Source organism: Variovorax paradoxus, from assembly GCF_902712855.1.
GTDB lineage: Bacteria > Pseudomonadota > Gammaproteobacteria > Burkholderiales > Burkholderiaceae_C > Variovorax > Variovorax paradoxus_Q.
Map to the genome: position 1 here is coordinate 5,025,762 of NZ_LR743507.1, position 18,434 is coordinate 5,044,195.

The 18,434-nt window shown below is 62.9% G+C and carries 16 protein-coding genes and 4 tRNA genes; 8 read left to right on the forward strand and 12 right to left on the reverse strand.

Annotation, left to right across the window (positions count from 1 at the left end):
* Nucleotides 1-100: 100 nt before the first annotated feature.
* Nucleotides 101-2,221: a P-loop ATPase, Sll1717 family gene (locus AACL56_RS23815; protein WP_339092266.1), complete on the forward strand. Its 2,121-nt coding sequence runs from the start codon at nt 101-103 to the stop codon at nt 2,219-2,221.
* Between the two features lie 7 nt (nt 2,222-2,228).
* Here AACL56_RS23815 and AACL56_RS23820 read toward each other — a convergent pair whose 3' ends face one another.
* The 7 genes from AACL56_RS23820 to AACL56_RS23850 all read right to left on the reverse strand — a co-directional run bounded on the left by AACL56_RS23820 (nt 2,229) and on the right by AACL56_RS23850 (nt 8,381).
* The gene (locus AACL56_RS23820; protein WP_339092267.1) at nt 2,229-3,371 is read right to left on the reverse strand and encodes a tyrosine-type recombinase/integrase; all 1,143 of its coding nucleotides are present in this window, start codon (nt 3,369-3,371) and stop codon (nt 2,229-2,231) included.
* Between the two features lie 159 nt (nt 3,372-3,530).
* A tRNA-Ser gene (locus tag AACL56_RS23825) sits at nt 3,531-3,618 on the reverse strand.
* Between the two features lie 42 nt (nt 3,619-3,660).
* On the reverse strand, nt 3,661-4,923 hold the full coding sequence (gene hemW / locus AACL56_RS23830) for a radical SAM family heme chaperone HemW (protein ID WP_339092268.1): 1,263 nt from the start codon (nt 4,921-4,923) through the stop codon (nt 3,661-3,663).
* 2 nt (nt 4,924-4,925) lie between these two features.
* Nucleotides 4,926-5,525, reverse strand: coding sequence for an RdgB/HAM1 family non-canonical purine NTP pyrophosphatase (rdgB, locus tag AACL56_RS23835; protein ID WP_339092269.1), 600 nt, complete (start codon nt 5,523-5,525; stop codon nt 4,926-4,928).
* 49 nt (nt 5,526-5,574) lie between these two features.
* On the reverse strand, nt 5,575-6,306 hold the full coding sequence (gene rph, locus AACL56_RS23840) for a ribonuclease PH (RefSeq protein ID WP_339092270.1): 732 nt from the start codon (nt 6,304-6,306) through the stop codon (nt 5,575-5,577).
* A 157-nt stretch (nt 6,307-6,463) separates the two neighbouring features.
* The gene (locus tag AACL56_RS23845; protein WP_339092271.1) at nt 6,464-7,369 is read right to left on the reverse strand and encodes a PP2C family protein-serine/threonine phosphatase; all 906 of its coding nucleotides are present in this window, start codon (nt 7,367-7,369) and stop codon (nt 6,464-6,466) included.
* A 4-nt stretch (nt 7,370-7,373) separates the two neighbouring features.
* Nucleotides 7,374-8,381 (reverse strand): serine/threonine-protein kinase, encoded by a 1,008-nt coding sequence (locus AACL56_RS23850; protein WP_339092272.1) that lies wholly within the window; start codon nt 8,379-8,381, stop codon nt 7,374-7,376.
* Nucleotides 8,382-8,472: 91 nt separating this feature from the next.
* On the opposite strand from AACL56_RS23850, the gene AACL56_RS23855 reads away from it, so the two are divergent.
* The 4 genes from AACL56_RS23855 to AACL56_RS23870 all read left to right on the forward strand — a co-directional run bounded on the left by AACL56_RS23855 (nt 8,473) and on the right by AACL56_RS23870 (nt 12,630).
* The gene (locus AACL56_RS23855; protein WP_339092273.1) at nt 8,473-9,396 is read left to right on the forward strand and encodes a YicC/YloC family endoribonuclease; all 924 of its coding nucleotides are present in this window, start codon (nt 8,473-8,475) and stop codon (nt 9,394-9,396) included.
* 11 nt (nt 9,397-9,407) lie between these two features.
* A complete protein-coding gene (gmk, locus tag AACL56_RS23860) occupies nt 9,408-10,028 on the forward strand; it encodes a guanylate kinase (protein WP_339092274.1) in 621 nt (206 codons plus the stop codon).
* 49 nt (nt 10,029-10,077) lie between these two features.
* On the forward strand, nt 10,078-10,281 hold the full coding sequence (rpoZ, locus tag AACL56_RS23865) for a DNA-directed RNA polymerase subunit omega (protein WP_007835875.1): 204 nt from the start codon (nt 10,078-10,080) through the stop codon (nt 10,279-10,281).
* 93 nt (nt 10,282-10,374) lie between these two features.
* The gene (locus AACL56_RS23870; protein ID WP_339092275.1) at nt 10,375-12,630 is read left to right on the forward strand and encodes a RelA/SpoT family protein; all 2,256 of its coding nucleotides are present in this window, start codon (nt 10,375-10,377) and stop codon (nt 12,628-12,630) included.
* 10 nt (nt 12,631-12,640) lie between these two features.
* On the opposite strand, the gene greB is transcribed toward AACL56_RS23870, so the two are convergent.
* The 5 genes from greB to hrcA all read right to left on the reverse strand — a co-directional run bounded on the left by greB (nt 12,641) and on the right by hrcA (nt 14,741).
* The gene (greB, locus tag AACL56_RS23875; protein ID WP_339092276.1) at nt 12,641-13,219 is read right to left on the reverse strand and encodes a transcription elongation factor GreB; all 579 of its coding nucleotides are present in this window, start codon (nt 13,217-13,219) and stop codon (nt 12,641-12,643) included.
* Between the two features lie 56 nt (nt 13,220-13,275).
* Nucleotides 13,276-13,352: transfer RNA gene (locus tag AACL56_RS23880), tRNA-Arg, on the reverse strand.
* A gap of 114 nt (nt 13,353-13,466) precedes the next feature.
* Nucleotides 13,467-13,543 (reverse strand) — tRNA-Arg (locus AACL56_RS23885).
* A gap of 80 nt (nt 13,544-13,623) precedes the next feature.
* Nucleotides 13,624-13,700: transfer RNA gene (locus AACL56_RS23890), tRNA-Ile, on the reverse strand.
* A gap of 33 nt (nt 13,701-13,733) precedes the next feature.
* Nucleotides 13,734-14,741 carry a heat-inducible transcriptional repressor HrcA gene (gene hrcA / locus AACL56_RS23895; protein ID WP_339092277.1) on the reverse strand — a complete coding sequence of 336 codons (1,008 nt, stop codon included), beginning with the start codon at nt 14,739-14,741 and terminating at the stop codon, nt 13,734-13,736.
* A gap of 31 nt (nt 14,742-14,772) precedes the next feature.
* On the opposite strand from hrcA, the gene AACL56_RS23900 reads away from it, so the two are divergent.
* From AACL56_RS23900 to rapZ, 3 genes are all read left to right on the forward strand, one after another.
* On the forward strand, nt 14,773-15,684 hold the full coding sequence (locus AACL56_RS23900; protein ID WP_339092278.1) for an NAD kinase: 912 nt from the start codon (nt 14,773-14,775) through the stop codon (nt 15,682-15,684).
* Nucleotides 15,685-15,847: 163 nt separating this feature from the next.
* Nucleotides 15,848-17,527 carry a DNA repair protein RecN gene (gene recN, locus AACL56_RS23905; RefSeq protein WP_339092279.1) on the forward strand — a complete coding sequence of 560 codons (1,680 nt, stop codon included), beginning with the start codon at nt 15,848-15,850 and terminating at the stop codon, nt 17,525-17,527.
* Complete coding sequence (rapZ, locus tag AACL56_RS23910; protein WP_339092280.1) at nt 17,524-18,402, forward strand: RNase adapter RapZ; 879 nt, start codon at nt 17,524-17,526, stop codon at nt 18,400-18,402. The genes recN and rapZ overlap by 4 nt, the downstream gene beginning before the upstream one ends.
* Nucleotides 18,403-18,434: the final 32 nt, after the last annotated feature.

An 18,434-nucleotide genomic window follows, 5' to 3' on the forward strand; every position in this document is an offset into this window, starting at 1 on the left:
ACCAAGTTCGAGTCCCACGCGGCGAAGCTCGCCACGACCTCAGCGGCCGCATGAAGTCAGGGCCGCGGCAACTATGATCATGCGAACTTTCGAGGACGCAATGGCCAAGACGCTGACGAACCCGCTCGGTGACATTCGTGCAGAAGCCGATCACGCAATGTTGTCGCGGGCCTTTTACGAGACGCCAGACTATTTATCTTTGCTCGAATCCGACGACAAAGTCGTGGTTGTTGGAAGGCGCGGCACAGGCAAGAGCGCCCTAACCTATAGGCTACAGAAGCAGTGGTCAGACCCGAAGGCCTCGGTCCTTATCCTCGTTGAACCAGAGGAACATCACACTCTGGCGTTGGCGCCGCTGATAGCCCGCACCGGGTCACGATTCCTTTCGATTCGGGGCTCCTGCCGGCTAATCTGGCGCTACGGGCTGATGCTGGAAATCGCTCAGAAACTATCGTCCAGATACAAGACAAAAGAATCAATCACTCAATCCGAAATCCTCGCAAAGCACCTCAAGGATTGGGGACGGGCTGATCTATCTTTCTTCGAAAAGATTCGTTCACTTCTAAAACGGCTAATCACTCCCGCAGTGACGCCCGACGAGGCAATTGGGATTTTGGTCGATGCATTAGAGGAAAAAGCGATTGAACGCGAACTTAAAAGCATCCTGAACAACGCAACCTACAAGGTTCACGTCCTGGTTGATCGTCTGGACGAAGGATTTGACCCCGACAATTCCAACGTTGCTTTTATCGATGGCGCTCTGAACGCCGCCATCGATGTCAGCACGGCCTTCAAAGGCGCAATAAAACCGCTCGTCTTCCTGCGCGACAATATCTTTAGAGCCGTTGCGCACTACGATCAAGATTTCACGAGGAATATCGAGGGTCAGACGCTTAGACTGCATTGGGACGCGACCAATCTGTTTTACCTCGTATGCAATCGAATAAGGTCGGCATTCGCCGATACCACCCAAAACAATAAGCGCCTATGGAGTCGCTACACGGCCCACGATCTGCAAGGCGACGACGGGTTTCGCCAGTGCCTGAAATTCACGCTATATCGACCGCGCGACATATTAATACTTTTAAATTCGGCCTTTGAAAACGCGAGCAAGCGAGATTTGTCCGCCGCGGTCACTACTATTTCACTAGAAGATCTTGAGAAGTCGGCCAAAACTATCTCGACGAACCGATTGGACGATCTTCACAAAGAATATCGCCACATATTCCCATCAATCGACTCCTCGATTTCCGTGTTTGCAAATCGCAGTCCCGAAGTGCCCCTAGCTGAAGCTTGCGAACTTCTTATGGAAGTATTGGGCAATCCTAAGTCACTCGAAAGCTCGACAGAACTCGCAATATTTTCACAACCCGAAGACCTAATTCGTGCGCTATATGGAATTGGATTTTTCGGAATGTTCGACGCCGGATCAGGATCTTACGTGTTCTCTCACGACGGTCGCAGGCCCGAAACCGAATTTCAGCCGGGACAAAAACTGCTCATTCATCCCTGTTATTGGATGGCCCTAAATCTAACACGCAGCACGCTGAACCCTGACGAAGCGACAGATATCAATGATGAGTATGAAATTAAGGTCGCATCCGTCACGCCAGAACTGAGAAATCAAAGATTAGGCCGCCTCATTACGGAGTACAGCAACATTCCCGCTGGGACTGATGGAGCTGTCGAATTCGAACAGTGGTGTCTAGACGCGCTAAAAATCTGTTTTGCTGGCCGTCTCGACAATATCGCACTTCATCCAAATAAGGACTCAGTAAATCGTCGCGACATTGTTGGGACAAATTTAGCACAGACCGGATTTTGGAACCGAATTCAGAGCGATTACTCAACGCGCCAAGTAATCTTCGAGATAAAAAATTACGAAGGACCGACTTTAGAAGACTATCGACAAACGTTGTCATATCTATCTGGTCCATACGGCAATTTAGGTTTCATCATTTCCCGAGATTGGAACGCAAACTTAGAAAAAGATAGAGACCTGACCTGGGTTAGATCAATCTATTACGAACACAAAAAGGTGATTGTGCGTCTCTCAGGGAAGTTCATTTCCGACATTTTGGGGAAACTGCGAAATCCACAGAAGCACGATGCCGGAGACAGAGCCCTGTTTTCGTTGCTTGACGACTACGAGCGCCTCTATTTCAGCCAACCATCGAGTCGCGCACGAAGCAAGGGCCGTCCGCCAGGGCGAAGGCGCTGATAGCAGATTAGAGCTGCGACACCGCAGCCGTCTCAAGCCAATTTGACCACCACTGCATCAGTTCTCTGCGTTGCACCAAGTATTCGGCACGGTTGTAAGCAGCACGAACGGCGTCTGTTTCCTTGTGCGCCAACTGCCGCTCTATCACGTCATGAGGGAAACCCGATCGCTCATTGAGCACCGTCGAAGCCAAGGCGCGAAACCCATGGGCCGTCATTCGCCCACGGTAGCCGAGCCGATACAGCGCAAAGAGAAAGGTGTTCTCAGAAAGCGGGTGCCCCGGATGAATGGGCGAATCGAGCACGAGCGCACCATCGCCGCTCATCTCGCGCAGCTTTGCAAGGATCGACTGTGCCTGTCGCGAGAGAGGCACGACATGCGGCATGCGCATCTTCATGCGCGTCTCAGGCACGACCCAAACCGCACCGCTTTCTTTCAGCTCCCCCCAAAGCATCCCTCGCAACTCGCCAACGCGGACAAAGGTGTGCGCGAGCAGTAGCAACCCGAGCCGGGTTACCGAGTCGTCATACCCATCGATGGCGCGCATCAGCGCTCCGGCCTCTTCCGGTGGAATGCTTGCCATCGGTTTCTTCGTTTTGCGCGCAACGAGCACGCGCGTGAGGCCGGCCGCACCGTGCTGCTCTATCAGTCCGATGTCCTGCGCGTGGTCGAAAACTGCCGAAATACGGCTCGCGACGCGGTGCCCCGTTTCGATCTTTCCGCCCTCCTGAGCTGCGCGGACCACCTTCACCAGCTCTGACCGCGGAACGGCGTTGATAGGAAGCTTGCCGAGAAACGGCAGCGCATAGCGCTCCAAGGTGTTCGCGACCTGAATCTGATGCTTGCCGTTCGAAAGCGTCGGCAGCTTCGCCTTCAGCCAATCGCGCATGACCGTCTCGAACGTCGGCGCCAGCTTTGGCGCTGGAACCTCTTCACGCCCCGCCGAATGGGCCTTTCTCGCCTCGGCCAGGCTCACCCCAGGGTAGAGGCCGTACGTCCTCGTCTTCTGCTTTCCGGCTTCCGCGTAATTGGCTCGCCAGCTCTTTGCACCCTTGGGCGAAACATAGAGGTAGAGGCCGTGGGCATCCGCCAATTTGTACGCCTTCTCGCGCGGCTTGGCCGCATCAACAGCTTTAACGGTGAGTGTCATGGTATCGACAAGAAAATACCATGATTGATGCCATGTTCGGAAGCCGGCTGGCGAGGATTCCTATCGGACCTTTCGAGACCGAAAAAGACGCTTCCCCCAATGAAAAAGTCCCGTCGCAGGGGCTGCGCGGGACTTTTGAAAACTGCCAGGGATCGATTCTGGCGGAGAGTGTGAGATTCGAACTCACGGACGCTTTCACGTCGGCAGTTTTCAAGACTGCTGGTTTAAACCACTCACCCAACTCTCCGGAGCCGGCGATTCTAAGCCGCCTCGCCGAACCGCATCGATGTCAGTCGTCGTCAGGCAGGAACATCGCCTGCAGATCGCTCAAGAAATCCAGCCCGCGTTCGGTCGGCCACACGCGGAACAGATCGCGCGCCACGAGCCCCTTGCGCTCGGCCTCCTCCAGGCCACGCTGGATGGACGTCATCGCCAAGCCGGTGCGTTCGCTGAACTGCGGCAACGTGAAGCCCTGCTTCAGCCTCAGCGCATTGAGCATGAACTCGAAGGGCAGGTCGGCCAGTGCCACCTCGTCGCTCTGTGACACTGCGGCGCCCGCGCGTGCGTTGTCCATGTAGAGCCTCGGCTCGCGGTAGCGAACCTGGCGCACGATGCGATGCGCAAAGCTCAGTTTGCTGTGGGCGCCGGCACCGATGCCCAGGTAGTCGCCGAACTGCCAGTAGTTGAGGTTGTGCGCGCACTGGTGCCCTTCGCGCGCATAGGCCGAGACCTCGTAGCGCGACATGCCGGCGCCGCCGGTGCGCTCGGTGATGCGATCGAGCATGGCGTAGGCGATGTCGTCCTCGGGCAGAGCGGGCGGGAACTTGGCGAACCAGGTGTTGGGTTCGATGGTCAGGTGGTAGATCGAGATGTGCGGCGGCGCGAGCGCCAGGGCCTGGGTCAGGTCGGCGTCGAGGCCTTCCATGGTCTGGCCGGGCAGCGCATACATCAGGTCGAGGTTGAAGGTGTCGAAGGTGCTCGCGGCCTCCTCGAGCGCAGCAATGGCCTGCGCGCGGTCGTGCACGCGGCCCAGCGCCTTCAGGTGCTCGTCGTTGAAGCTCTGCACGCCCACCGACAGGCGCGTGACACCGGCCGCACGATAGGCGCGGAAGCGGTTGCGTTCGAAGGTGCCGGGGTTGGCCTCGAGGGTGATTTCGCAGTCGGGCGTGAGCTTGAGGCGCGCGCGCACATCACCGAGCAGGCGATCGATGGCCTGCGGCGAGAACAGGCTGGGCGTGCCGCCGCCGATGAAGATGGTGTGCACGCTGCGGCCCCAGATGAGCGGCAGCGCGGCGTCGAGGTCGGCCACCAGCGCATCGATGTAGGCCTGCTCGGGGATGCCGTCGATGTCGGCCTCGCTGGCAGCGCGCCATTCGTGCGAATTGAAGTCGCAATAAGGGCACTTGCGCAGGCACCACGGCAGGTGGATGTACAGCGACAGCGGCGGCAGCGCCGACAGTTGCAGCGGGCCGGGCCGCATCCAGTGCAGCACGTCGTTGGCCAGCGGCGCCCCCGTGGGTTGCGCCGGCTGGATCGGGAACACGGTGGCCATGGCTACAACCAGCGATCGCGCATCAACGCCAGCATGGCCTGCGCAGCGCGGCCGCGGTGGCTGTTGGCGTTCTTCACTTCGGGCGACAGTTGGGCAAAGGTCTTGCCGAAGCTCGGCAGGTACATGACGGGGTCGAAGCCGAAGCCGTTGTCGCCAATCGGCTCGGATGCGATCTCGCCGACCACGCGGCCGACGGCGATGAGCGGCTCGGGATCGTCGTGGCTGCGCAGCGCCACCAGCGTGCTCACGAGCGCGGCGCGGCGATTGACCACGCCCTGCAGCTGCTCGAGCAGCGCCCTCACGTTGTTGGCATCGCCCTTGGCATAGCCGAACTGCGTGGCGTAGTAAGCCGTGTCGACGCCCGGGAGGCCGCCGAAAGCGTCGACGCACAGGCCGGCGTCGTCGGCCATGGCCGGCAGGCCGGTGGCGGCGCTGGCATGACGCGCCTTGGTCAGCGCGTTTTCCACGAAGGTGCGGAAGGGTTCCTCAGCCTCGCCCACACCCAGCGCCGACTGCGGCACCAGGGTGACGGCCAGCTCGGCGAACAGTTGCTGGAGCTCGGCGAGCTTGCCCGCGTTGTTGGAAGCCAGAACCAGTTTCATAGACAGTCAAAAGTGGCTGCGACGCCCGTTCGACGGGCGCCAGTAGCTGTTAGTTCGATAGCAAGGCCTGCTGCTGCAGGGTGACGAGTTCGCCGATGCCCTTCTCGGCCAAGCCGAGCAGGATGTTCATTTCGTCGCGCGTGAACGCAACTCCTTCGGCCGTGCCCTGCACTTCGACGAAATGGCCGGCGCCGGTCATGACGACGTTCATGTCGGTGTCGCAGGCGGAGTCTTCGGTGTACTCGAGGTCGAGCAGCGGCGTGCCGCCGACGATGCCCACCGAGATGGCGGCGACGTGGCCCTTGATGGGCGACGCCTTCAGGGTGCCGGCAGCCAGCAGCTTGTTGACGGCGTCCTGCGCGGCCACGAATGCGCCGGTGATGGCCGCGGTGCGCGTGCCGCCGTCGGCCTGCAGCACGTCGCAGTCGAGATGGATGGTGCGTTCGCCCAGTGCGGCCAGGTCGAACACCGCACGCATCGAGCGGCCGATGAGGCGCTGGATTTCCTGCGTGCGCCCGGTCTGCTTGCCCTTGGCGGCCTCGCGGCTGCTGCGGGTGTGGGTGGCGCGCGGCAGCATGCCGTATTCGGCGGTCACCCAGCCTTCGCCGCTGCCCTTCTTGTGCGGCGGCACCTTTTCTTCGATCGACGCGGTGCACAGCACGCGGGTCTGGCCGAACTCGATGAGCACCGAGCCCTCGGCATGGATGGTGAAGCCGCGGGTGATGCGCACCGGACGCAACTGGTCAGCGGCGCGGCCGCCGCTTCGTGTGAAAGCAGTCATTGTTGAAACCCAAGAAAGAAAAAAGGCTTGCCGCTTCTCAGCGGTCTGGTCGGGAAGCGCCACGGAACCGGCTTTGCCGGATCGTTGACGCCTTGCCCTGGAAGAGGGTTGGCGCAGCGACGCGGAATGTGCGAGGTGCGCGCAGACTGGAGGTCATCTAGCTCTTGCGTGCGGCCGAACGGCGGATGGCTTCGTTGATCTCGGCGATCGAACGCTCGATCGCATCTTCGTCGAGGTCGTCGATCTCGCTGTCGGAGGGCATGCCGGCCTGGATGGTCGAGGCGAACACGCCGTCTTCGATGGTCTCGGTGGACACGCCGCTGCGGTCGTCGGCGCTGTCGGGCATTTCCCATTCGAGCGCGATGAGCGTGACGTTGTCGCTGTGGCTACCGCCCTTTCGCAGTGCCATCTCGGCGAGGTCGGGGGCGGCATCGGACACGGGCTTGCCCGAGGAAAGCGTGTGGACGATGGTTTCCTCGTCGAGAACGCCCCAGACGCCGTCGGAGCACAGCATGATGCGGTCGCCGCGCTGAAGCGGCATGGGGGCCGACACGTCGAACAGCGGCGTGGTGGGCGAACCCAGGCAGGTGAGCAGCAGGTTGCGGTTGACGGGCGCGTCGGAAGCCGTGGGCTTGGGGCGCTCGGCATGCGAATGGTCGCGCGTGCGCACGAGCAGGCGGCCGTCGCGTACGACGTACAACCGCGAGTCGCCGCAGTGCATCCAGGTGGCGGTGGTGTTCTGCAGCACGGCCGCGACCACGGTGGTGCGCGGGGTGTCGAGCATGGCCTTGTGGCTGGCGTACCGCATGATCTGCTGGTGCGCGGCCATCGCCGATTCGGCCAGGAACGACTTCACGTCCTTCACGGTCGGGCGCGCCTCGCGCTGGTAGAGCGCAGCGATGGTCTGCAGCGCGAGCTGCGCGGCGACTTCGCCCTCCGGGTGTCCGCCCATGCCGTCCGCCAGCACGAACAGCCCCGACTCCCGCGTGTAGCAATAGCCCATGCGGTCTTCGTTCTTGACGCGACCGCCCTTGCGGCTGACCTGGAAGACGGAGAATTTCATGATGTCATGCAGGGCGCGTGGTGGGCGCAGCAGCCTTGGGCAGGCTCTTCTTGTCGAAAGAGCGGATGTTGTCGAGCGACAGGCGCACCTTCTCGCCCACCGTGAGCTTGGTGTAGCGGCGCTCGCCTTCGCGGCTGAGTTCCTTCTGCAGCGCGAAGACCGATTGCGGACGCGAGAGCGGATCGAGCGACATGCACCACTCGACCACCTCGATGAGGTTGTCGGAGTACACGCCGCGCAGCCGCGACAGCGACAGGCTGAGGCGGTCCTTCTCGATGCGCCGCGGTGCGTCGTTGGGCGGATAGCCCTGCATGCAGGCGTAGATGCAGGCGCCGATGGCGTAGATGTCGGTCCAGGGGCCCATCGACGAATCGCGCCGGTACATCTCGGGGGCGGCGAAGCCGGGCGTGTACATCGGACGGATGAAGATGCCCTCCTTGCTGAGCACTTCGCGCGCGGCACCGAAGTCGATCAGAACTGCGCGGTCGTCGTCGGTGACGAAGATGTTGGCCGGCTTGATGTCCAGGTGCAGCATCTTGTACTGGTGGACGATGCGCAGGCCGCGCAGGATTTCGTCGAACAGCGAGCGGATGGTCGATTCGCGGAACACCTTCTGCTTCTTGAGGTCGCGCGCCGTGACCACGAAATCCTGGAGGGTCGCACCTTCCAGGTAGTTCATGACCATGTAGACGGTCTCGTTCTCGCGGAAGAAATTGAGCACGCTGACCACCGAGGCATGCGAGATCTGGGCGAGCGAGCGGCCTTCCTCGAAGAAACTCTTCAGCCCGAGCCGGTAGAGCGAGAGCTTCTCGGGCGGCACCTGGGGCGCGAGCTCGCCAGGCCCTCGCGTGGCGAGCGACGAGGGGAGATATTCCTTGATGGCGACTTGCTGCCCGTTGGAGTCGATCGCGAGGTACACGACGCCGAAGCCACCCGCCGAAAGCCGGCGTATGACGCGGTATCCGCCAATGACCGTATCGGGCAGCAGGGGCGTAGGCTTGACCTTTGACATAATCCGGGAGTTTCGCCCGAAGGCGATGGTGCGGCAAGCGAACGCCGTGCCGACGCCTCGGTGCATGCAAGCAAAACCACAGTGAGGCGCAATGCCAGTTTACAGCATGACCGGCTACGCCAGCGGCCAGAACGGGTCCGCAGGCAGCCACTCCGAAGCCGAAGCACGGCCTTCCGCCGCGGGCCGACTCGGGGTCGAAATCCGCTCGGTCAACAGCCGCTTCCTCGACCTGACCTTCAAGTTGCCGGAGGAGCTGCGCCAGCATGAGACCGCGCTGCGCGAGCTGCTGACGGGCAAGCTCAAGCGAGGCAAGGTCGAGGTTCGGGCCGCGATCGAGACCACGCCCCAAGCCGGCGTCGTCGAGCCCTCCGTCAAGCTGCTGCAGCGGCTGAACGGGGTGCAGGACAGCATCAAGGCCTGGCTGCCCAGCGCCCGGGAGCTCAGCGTGGCCGATGTGCTGCGTCTGGCCGGAGGCGACAGCGCCGCCCGCGGTGACTGGGGGCCCGACCTGCTCGATGTCGCTGGCAAGGCGCTCGACGGCCTGATTTCGGCCCGGCAGCGTGAGGGCGCGCGGCTGGCCAAGATGCTCGAAGCCCATCTGGGACAACTGCGAACCCTGGTTCAGCAGGCCGGCCCGCTGGTTCCGCAGCTGGTCGAGCAGCAGCGCACCCGTTTTCTGGAACGGTGGCAGGAAGCCATGGGCTTGACTGCAGGCACCGGCGGCACCCTGCCCGAAGCCGCCCAGGACCGCGCCCTCACCGAAGCGACCGCTTTCGCGATCCGCATCGATGTGGCCGAGGAACTCACCCGACTGAATTCGCATCTGGACGAGATCGAACGACTGCTCAAGAAGGGCGGCGAGATCGGCAAGCGCCTCGACTTCCTCATCCAGGAACTGCATCGGGAGGCCAATACGCTTGGCTCGAAGTCGGCTGCTCTGGAACTCACGCGCATTGGCGTGGACATGAAGGTGCTGATCGAGCAGATGCGCGAGCAGGTGCAGAACATCGAATGACGAGCGAAAGAATGGATTACCCCGGCAACATCTTTGTGGTCGCGGCGCCCAGTGGCGCCGGTAAATCAAGCCTGGTCAAGGCGCTGATGGAGCTCGACTCTGCCGTGCAGCCTTCGGTTTCGCACACGACGCGATCGCCACGCGGGCAGGAAAAGCACGGTCGCGAGTACTTCTTTGCCTCTCCTTCAGAGTTCGAGGCCATGATCGCGGCCGACGGTTTCGTGGAATGGGCTCATGTGCACGGCCACCGCTACGGCACCTCGAAAAAGGCCGTCGAGGAGCGGATCGCCCAGGGGGCGGACGTGATCCTCGAGATCGACTTCCAGGGTGCGCTGCAGATTCGCAAGACGTTTGCCAACGCCGTGATGATCTTCATCTTGCCGCCCAGCTGGGAAGAGCTTCGATCGCGACTCGAGCGGCGCGGCGAGGACAGTGCTTCGGTGATCGAGTTGCGCCTGAAGAATGCGGCCGATGAGATGGCGCGGGCAGGAGAATTTGACTTCGTTATAATCAACGAGGTATTTGAGCGCGCGCTTTTCGATCTCAAGGCGATCGTCCACGCTCAGCGGCTCCGGTATTCCGCGCAACGCCGGGCGCGAGCCGACACATTCGCCGCACTGAACATCCCTTGATTCCCGAGTTCACCGCTCACAGATCGTCACAGACTGAAAGATTCTCATCATGGCCCGCATCACCGTCGAAGATTGTCTCGTCAACATCCCGAACCGTTTCCAGCTCGTGCTGGCTGCGACCTACCGCGCGCGCATGCTGAGCCAAGGTCACGCACCGAAGATCGAGAGCAAGAACAAGCCCGCCGTGACTGCACTGCGCGAAATCGCGGAAGGCAAGATCGGCCTGGAAATGCTCAAGAAGGTGCCGGGCTGATCTGACGCAGCCCTGCAACGAAAAAGCACCGCGAGGCGGTGCTTTTTTTATGTCCGGACACGTCCATACAGCGGTCACGCTAAAGTGGTAGACATGAGCGCGGTAGCCAAATCCCAGTCCCATGCCCCCAAAGGCGCGCCGAAACCGAGCCCGGCCGCGCTGAATGCGGCCGCCGCAAGCTTCGCCGCATTGACCGCGCGCCTCGATTACCTGAGCCCCGAAGACACCGAACTGGTGCGGCGTGCCTACCGGTTCGCCGATGAGGCCCACCTCGGCCAGTTGCGCAACAGCGGCGAGCCCTACATCACTCACCCGATTGCCGTGGCGGCGCAATGCGCCGAATGGAAGCTCGACGCGCAGGCGTTGATGGCCGCCCTGCTCCACGATGCCATCGAGGACTGCGGCGTCACCAAGCCAGAGCTCATCGAGCGCTTCGGCGCCCCGGTTGCCGAATTGGTCGACGGCCTCACTAAGCTCGACAAGCTGCAGTTCAACACCCGCGAAGAGAATCAGGCCGAGTCGTTCCGCAAGATGCTGCTGGCGATGGCGCGCGACGTTCGCGTCATCCTGGTCAAGCTGGCAGACCGCACCCACAACATGCGTACGCTGGCCGATGCGCCGCGCGAAAAGTGGGCCCGCATCTCGCGCGAGACGCTCGACATTTACGCACCCATCGCGCACAGGCTAGGGCTCAACCAGACATACCGCGAACTCCAGGAGTTGTCGTTCCGGCACCTGAAGCCGTGGCGATATGCCACGCTGTCGAAAGCCGTGGCGAAGGCGCGGGGCCGTCGGCGCGACCTGATTCAGAAGGTGCAGAAAGAAGTCGAGACTGCTTTCTCGGCCGCGGGCATGACGCTGCGCATCGCGGGTCGCGAGAAGACGCTGTATTCGATCTACCGAAAGATGGAAGAAAAGCACCTGAGCTTCGCGCAGGTGACGGACATCTACGGCTTCCGCCTGATCGTGCCGAACGTGATCGCGTGCTACACCGGGCTCGGCATCCTGCACCAGATGTACAAACCCCTGCCCGGCAAGTTCAAGGACCACATCGCCATCGCAAAGCTCAACGGCTACCAGTCGCTGCACACCACGTTGGTCGGGCCGGCCGGCGTGAGCGTGGAGTTCCAGCTGCGAACCGAGGCGATGCATGTGGTGGCCGAATCGGGGGTGGCGGCGCACTGGCTGTACAAGGCGGCCGAGCCAAACGCTGCAAGCAACGACCGACTGGGCACCAAGTGGCTTCAATCACTCCTCGACATCCAGGACGAGACTCGCGACGCCGCGGAGTTTTGGGACCACGTCAAGGTCGATCTGTTTCCGGATGCCGTTTACGTCTTCACGCCGAAGAGCCAGATCATGGCGCTGCCGCGCGGCGCCACCGTGGTCGACTTTGCCTACGCAATCCACAGCAACATCGGCGATCACACCTCGGCTGCCCGGATCAACGGCGACCAGGTGCCGCTGCGCACCGAGCTTAAGAACGGCGACGTGGTCGAAGTGATCACGGCGCCGGTGTCCACGCCCAATCCCGCCTGGCTGGGGTTCGTTCGAACCGGCCGGGCACGCTCCAAGATCCGCCACTACCTCAAGACTTTGGCCCATGCGGAATCCGAAGGACTGGGCGAAAAGCTGCTGGCGCAGGCACTGCGCGCCGAGGGTCTCGGCAAGCTTCCGGAAAACGACGAGGAACACCAGCCGCTCTGGGAGAAATTGCTGCGTTTTACCGGCAACCGCACCCGCTCCGAACTGCTGACAGACATTGGCTTGGGCAAACGCATCGCCAGCATCGTGGCGAAGCGGCTCGTGTCCATGCTGTCGGAACTTGGTGAGCGGCCCGATGCGCTGCTGTTGAGCAGGGAACGTTTCATCTCGAACGAGACCGTGTCGCAAGGCGCGGTCACCCTCGATGGCAGCGAAAACTCGTCGGTGCGCTTTGCCCTTTGCTGCCGCCCCATTCCGGGCGACCAGATCGTCGGCTACCTCGGCCACGGCGAAGGTCTGGTGGTGCACACGGAAGATTGCGGCGTCGGCCAGCGGCTGCGGCACAAGGACAGCGAGCGCTTCTTCGCGGTCGAATGGGCGGACGAACCCACACGCACCTTCGAAACCGGTGTCGTCATCACCGTGCGCAACGACAAGGGCGTGCTGGCGCGAGTCGCTGCGACGCTGGCCGATGCCGAAGCAGACATCACGCACGTGGAAATGGCCGATGAGACACCGCAGGACTCGACCGACCTGCGCTTCGTGATCGCTGTGCGCGATCGCGCCCACCTCGACGCGGTGCTGCGAGCCGCGCGACGAACCGCATCGGTGCTGACCGCCTCGCGAACGGTTCCAGCACTCTGACAGCAGCTCGTTACGGCAGTTGGGCGCCGCCAGGCGCGGGGTAGCTCACCGAAAGGATCTCGACCTCGTGCGCGCCGCCCGGCGTCACGAGCTTCACGACGTCGCCCTCGCGCGCCTTGAGCAGCGCCCGCGCGATCGGCGAGATCCAGCTGACCTGTGACTTGGCGCTCTCCGCCTCGTCGATGCCAAGGATGGTGACAGTGCGCTCGTCACCTGCCTCGTCGGCATAGAGCACCGTTGCACCGAAGAAGATCTGGTCTCGGCCATGGTGTACGGACGGGTCGGTGACCTCCGCGATCTCGAGGCGTTTGGTCAGGAAGCGAATGCGACGATCGATCTCGCGCAGCCGCTTCTTGCCATAGAGGTAGTCGCCATTCTCGGAGCGATCCCCATTCTTGGCGGCCCAGTGCACCGTTTCCACGATTTTCGGCCGCTCCTCGTCCATCAGGTGCAGCAACTCATCCCGCAAGCGCGCGTAGCCGACTGGAGTGATGTAGTTCTTGCCACCGGCAGGCAACGGAGGCAGCGCGACATCGGCGCCATCCTCGTCCCCATCGGAATCAGTTTCCTTGGTGAATGCCTTGCTCACGCAAAATCCTCCAAAAAGAAAAAAGCCCGCAACTTTCGTTGCGGGCTTTTATATGGTGGTGCGGCTGGCAGGAATTGAACCCACGACCCCTTGGTTCGTAGCCAAGTACTCTATCCAACTGAGCTACAGCCGCACAGCTTGCAATTATAGCCTGCATTTCTGCGGTCTTTCCGGCCTTCAAGATCAAACCACGAATACTCGGCAAAGAAAAAAGCCCGAAAGACGAATCCTTCGGGCTTTTTATTTTTGGTGCGGCTGGCAGGAATTGAACCCACGACCCCTTGGTTCGTAGCCAAGTACTCTATCCAACTGAGCTACAGCCGCTGAGCCCTCGATTATAGCCCGTTTTCGGATCATCTTTCGAATGACATTCAAACATTGCCTGAAGTCGGCAAAACAAGCAGTGGTAGGCCGTGATGGGCTTGAACCATCGACCAACGGATTATGAGTCCGCTGCTCTAACCAACTGAGCTAACGGCCCACGCGGCACGGATTCTAAGCGGGCCGCCGCAAGCTACTTGCGATGGCTCAGCGCGTTGCTCACCAGCCGCGATGTGATGTCGACGATCTGGATCATCCGCTCGTACGGCATCCGCGTCGGCCCGATCACGCCGAGCGTGCCGACCACTTGTCCATCCACCTCGTAATTGGCGCTGACGATCGAGAGTTCCTCGAACGGCACAACCTGGCTTTCACCGCCGATGAAGATGCGTACTCCCTCCGCCTTGCTCGACACGTCGAGCAGCCGCATGAGTTGCGCCTTCTGCTCGAAAAGTTCGAAGGCGCGACGCAGTTGACCCATGTCGCTGGAAAAGTCGCTCACCGCCAGCAGGTTCCGCTCACCCGAAATCACGACGTCGTCTTCCTGTGCCTCCGTCAGCACCTCGGAGCTGACCTGCACTGCAGCCTGCATCAGCGCGGCGATCTCGCCGCGCAGCTTTTCGATCTCGGACTGGAGCTTGTCGCGCACCTGCTCGATCGTCAGCCCTGCGTAGTTCGCGTTGATGTAGTTCGAGGCCTCGACCAGTTGCGACTGCGAATAGTCTGCCTCGGGAAAGATCACACGATTCTGCACGTCGCCATCGGGCGACACGATGATCACCAGCAGGCGTTTTTCCGACAGGCGCAGAAACTCGATCTGCTTGAACACCGACGCGCGCCGCGGCGCCATCACGACCCCCACGAACTGCGACATGTTCGACAGCAAGTGCGCGGCGTTGGCGATCACCTTCTGCGGCTGGTCGGGCGCGAGGCTCGGCGCACTCATCTGCTCCCGTTGCGCGGTCAGCATCGTGTCGACAAAGAGACGATAGCCGCGGTGCGTCGGGATGCGCCCAGCCGAGGTGTGCGGACTGGCAATCAATCCCAGCGCCTCGAGATCGGACATGACATTGCGGATCGTCGCGGGCGACAGGTCCAGCCCCGACGAACGCGACAGCGTGCGCGATCCAACGGGTTGCCCGTCGGCGATGTAGCGCTCAACAAGCGTCTTGAGGAGCAACTTGGCTCTGTCGTCCAGCATTGCAAGATTTTAGTGTTGTAATTTGTGAGATATGACCTCTCGCTTCCGCCACGTCGCCCTGATCGGCAAATACCAGGCCTCCGGCGCCCGAGCGCAGGCTGATGCGCGCGACGGCGTGATGGAAAGCATCGGTGCCTTCCTGGAATCGCAGGGCTGCGAGGTTTTCGTCGAACGCTCGACCTGCGCGGAGGCCAACGCTACCGCCCCCGCCCACCCGCGCTATGAGGCCCTCTCGGTCGAGGAAATCGGCCAACGCTGCGACCTCGGCCTGGTGGTCGGCGGCGACGGCACGATGCTCGGCATCGGCCGGCAACTCGCCAGCTACGGCATTCCGCTGATCGGCATCAACCGCGGCCGCCTCGGCTTCATCACCGACATCCCGCTCGACAACTACCAGGCCACGCTGATTCCGATGCTGGCCGGCGAGTACGAGGAAGATCACCGCAGCCTGATGCATGCGCAGGTCATGCGCGACGGCGCGCTCGTGTTCGACGCGCTCGCCATGAACGACGTGGTGGTCAATCGCGGCGCCACCTCCGGCATGGTCGAGCTGCGCGTGTCGGTGGGCCGCCACTTCGTGGCGAATCAGCGCGCCGATGGCCTGATCATCGCAACGCCAACCGGCTCGACCGCCTATGCGCTGTCCGCCGGCGGCCCCCTGCTCCATCCGGCAGTGCCGGGCTGGGTGCTGGTGCCGATCGCGCCCCACACGCTGTCGAACCGCCCTGTGCTGCTGCCGGATGCCGATGAGATCGTCATCGAACTGGTCGGTGGACGCGACGCCAGCGCCAATTTCGACATGCAGTCGCTGGCCTCGCTCGTGATCGGCGACCGCGTCCTGGTGCGCCGCTCCGATTTCCGCGTGCGCTTCCTGCATCCGCGCGGCTGGAGCTACTTCGACACGCTACGCAAGAAACTTCACTGGAACGAAGGGGGCTCCTGAATGAAGCACACCCCCAGGCTGCGCGCATTTCGCTCCGCGCCGCCAACCCCCTTGCGGGGGACAACACCAGCGGCCCGGCAAGGCCAGCTTCGCGGTGTTTCATGGCTTGCCCCCTGCGACTTCGCACAGCAGCCCCTGCCCGGAACCTGGAGGAACAACTGAGATGGCATTGCGACGCATCGCACTGCGCGACTTCGTGATCGTGCGATCACTCGAACTCGACCTGTCCGGAGGTTTCACGGTGTTGACCGGTGAAACCGGCGCGGGCAAATCCATCCTGATCGACGCGCTGCAGTTGGCGCTGGGCAACCGCGCCGACGCCGGCGCTGTGCGCGAAGGCGCCGAACGGCTCGATGTGAGCGCCGAGTTCGACGCCGATCCGGACCTGGACGCATGGCTCGACGAAGGCGGCTTCGAAGCCGGCGACGCCCTGCTGCTGCGCCGCACCGTCGACCTGCAGGGACGCAGCCGTGGCTGGATCAACGGCAGCCCGGCCACCGCCACGCAATTGCGCGAGCTTGGCGACCGCCTGCTCGACATCCATGGCCAGCACGCCTGGCAGAGCCTTACGCGCCCCGAAGCCGTGCGCGGCCTGCTCGACGCCTATGCCGGCGTACGCACGGATGCGCTCGACGCCGCCTGGCAAGGCTGGCGCCAGGCGCTTTCCGCGCTCGAGCATGCGCGCTCGGCACAGGATTCGCTGCAGCGCGAGCGGGAACGGCTGCAGTGGCAGATCTCCGAAGTCGCCAAGCTCGCGCCCGGCGCCGACGAATGGGACGAACTGTCGACCAACCATTCGCGCATCTCCAATGCGCAGGCGCTGATCGACGCAGCCCAAGGTGCCAGCCAGGCGCTGGAGGACGACGACAACGGCGCGCTTGCCGCCTTGTCGCGTGCCGCAGCGCTGCTGCAGAACTGCGAACACATCGAACCCGAGTTCCGCAATCTCGGTGAAGTGCTGGCGTCCTGCGTGGCGCAGGCCTCCGACGCGGCGCACTCGCTCCATGGCTACCTGCGCGACAGCGACACCGACCCGCGCACGCTTGCCGAACTCGACGAGCGCATGGGCTCCTGGATGTCGCTCGCGCGCCGCTACAAGCGACCACCCGCCGAGTTGCCGGCATTGCTGGCAGGCTGGCAGGCAGAACTGCAGGCGCTCGATGCGCAAAGCGATCTCGACGGCCTCGAACGCGCCGAGCAGGCTGCCCAGCAGATCTACATGAAGGAAGCGAAAGCGCTCGGCAAGGCCCGCAAGCAGGCAGCGCCACGCCTGGGGCAGGCCGTCACGGACGCCATGCAGGGGCTCGGCATGCAGGGGGGGCGCTTCGAGGTCGAACTGCAACCGCTGGCACAGCCCGGACGCGCAGGCCTCGAGGACGTGGCCTTCCTGGTCGCCGGCCATACCGGCAGCACGCCACGCGCGATCGGCAAGGTGGCATCGGGCGGCGAGCTGTCGCGCATCGCACTGGCCATCGCGGTCACCACGAGCCAGCTCGGGACTGCGCAGACGCTGATCTTCGACGAGGTCGATGCCGGCGTCGGCGGTGCGGTGGCCGAGACTGTCGGCCGCCTGATGAAACAGCTGGGACGCGACCGCCAGGTGCTTGCCGTGACCCACCTGCCGCAGGTTGCAGCCTGTGCCGATCACCACCTCGTGGTCGCCAAGCGGCAGACGGCCGCCGGCAAGGAAGGCCCGCGCACCGAAAGCGGCGTTTCGCGCCTGGACGACGACAGCCGCGCCAACGAAATCGCCCGCATGCTGGGCGGCGAGAAGGTCTCGCAGACCTCGCTCGCGCACGCGCGGGAAATGCTGGGCCACAAGGTCTCGGCCACGACGCCATGAACCTCGATCTCGTGCTCATCACGGGCATGTCGGGTTCCGGCAAGTCCGTTGCGCTGCATGCGCTCGAAGACGCGGGCTACTACTGCGTCGACAACCTGCCGCCCGAGCTGCTGACGTCGTTCATCGCGCTGCAGCACGAGCAGCAGACGCCGCGCGTGGCCGTTGCGATGGACGTGCGCAGCGGCGTGTCGCTGCCGATCGTTCCCCAGCAACTCGAAGCGCTGCGGCGCGACGGCGGCATCGCGCTGCGCTCGCTGTTCCTCGACGCCACCACCGACGCCCTGCTGCGCCGGTATTCGGAAACCCGCCGTCGCCATCCGTTGTCGCGCCAGGAAGGCCGCACCGATGTGCCCGAGCAGCACCGCGTCCTGGTGCAGGCCATCGAGCTTGAGCGCGAACTGCTGGCCGACCTGCGCGACGGTGCCGATGTGATCGACACCAGCCTGATCCGCCCGGCACAGCTGCAGAGCTACATCAAGTCGCTGATCTCCGCGCCGCAGAGCGCGTTGACGCTGGTGTTCGAATCGTTCGCCTTCAAGCGCGGCGTGCCGCTGGATGCCGACTACGTGTTCGACGTGCGCATGCTGCCCAACCCGCACTACGTACCCGCGCTGCGCCCGCTCACCGGGCGCGACGAGCCGGTGATCGCATGGTTGCGCGAGCACGACGACGTGGCGCGCATGTACGACGACATCGAGCAGTTCCTGTCGCACTGGCTCGACGCGCTGGCGCGCGACCACCGCAGCTATGTCACCGTGGCCATCGGCTGCACGGGTGGGCAGCACCGGTCGGTGTTTCTCGTCGAGCAACTGGCGCGATCGTTCGGCACCCGGTGGGGTGCGCTGAAGCGGCACCGCGAACTCGACGCGGCCTGACGAGCCCAGCCCAGCAAGAAAGATCGACGAAA